The organism is Sphingobium sp. AP50, from assembly GCF_900109095.1.
Taxonomy (GTDB): domain Bacteria; phylum Pseudomonadota; class Alphaproteobacteria; order Sphingomonadales; family Sphingomonadaceae; genus Sphingobium.
The window spans coordinates 1-1,034 of the sequence record NZ_FNYZ01000074.1; the positions used below are offsets into that span (position 1 = coordinate 1).

Sequence of the window (1,034 nt, forward strand, 5' to 3'; positions counted from 1 at the left end):
CCTGCAGGCGCAGCATAATCTGTCAGACGCCCGGATGGATTTCATGATCCGCGATCGGCTGAGTTGGCTGCGGTTTCTGGGGCTGTCGCTTGGGGACCGGACGCCGGATGAGAACACGATCCGGCATTTTCGCAATCGCCTGACCGAGACGGGAACGCTCAAGCGGGTGATGAAGGCCTTTGACTGGCAACTGCAGAAGAAGGGCTACATTCCAATGTCCGGGCAACTCGTGGACGCCTCGCTGGTGCCTGCACCAAGACAGCGGAACACCGAGGGCGAACGCGAAGCGATAAATTGGGCAAGAGCGCCAGAGACATCTGGCCGGACGAGCCGAACAAGGCAGCACAGAAAGATACCGACGCCCGCTGGACCCTCAAGGTCGGCGGGAAAGTCCGGTATCGGGCGGATGGAACGCCGCTCCCCATGATAGCCCTGCCGGTCTTCGGCTACAAATCCCACATCAGCATCGACCGACGCTTCGGCTTCATCCGAGGTATGGCGGTGACTTCGGCGTCAGCGGCGGACGGGCGCCTTCTCCGGCAGGTCGTCAGCACGGACAATACCAGTTCCGAGGTCTGGGCTGACAGTGCCTATCGATCCAGGCGCAACGAGAAGTGGTTGTCGGATCAGATGCTCACGTCCCGCATTCATCGGCGCAAACCCATGGGCAAGCCGATGTCGAGGGCAACCGCCAGGGCCAATGCCGCCAAATCCTCGATCCGTGCGCATGTCGAGCATGTCTTCGCGCATCAGAAGAACCGGTTCAACCTGTTCATCCGTACCATCGGCCTGGCCCGCGCTGAGGCGAAACTGACCCTTTGCAACCTGGCCTACAACTTCAACCGCCTGATCTTCCACGAGCGTCGGGGAACCGCAGGCTGACTCTGTCTGCAAGCCGACAAAACCGGCGAAATCAACGCCGGGGATCATGGAAATCGGTCCGAACGATGCCCCTGGTGCGCCCCGAAGCCTCGACGTCATCAAGCCAGTCCGCTTCGCCAGAAATTACCCGGTTTTTGCGGGTCTCCAGCTGG

At 60.9% G+C, this 1,034-nt stretch carries 2 protein-coding genes; both read left to right on the plus strand.

Features of this window, described 5'->3' with window-relative positions; genetic code table 11:
- A partial coding sequence (locus tag BMY84_RS30300; protein WP_218147079.1) for a transposase occupies positions 1-427 on the plus strand: 427 nt, incomplete at its 5' end.
- Positions 424-882: a transposase gene (locus tag BMY84_RS30305; protein ID WP_218147080.1), complete on the plus strand. Its 459-nt coding sequence runs from the start codon at positions 424-426 to the stop codon at positions 880-882. The genes BMY84_RS30300 and BMY84_RS30305, both read left to right, overlap by 4 nt.
- Positions 883-1,034: the final 152 nt, after the last annotated feature.

Coding starts and splice junctions, on each gene's coding strand:
- BMY84_RS30305 (WP_218147080.1), top strand. CDS start 424: ATGATAGCCCTGCCGGTCTTCGGCTACAAATCCCACATCAGCATCGAC.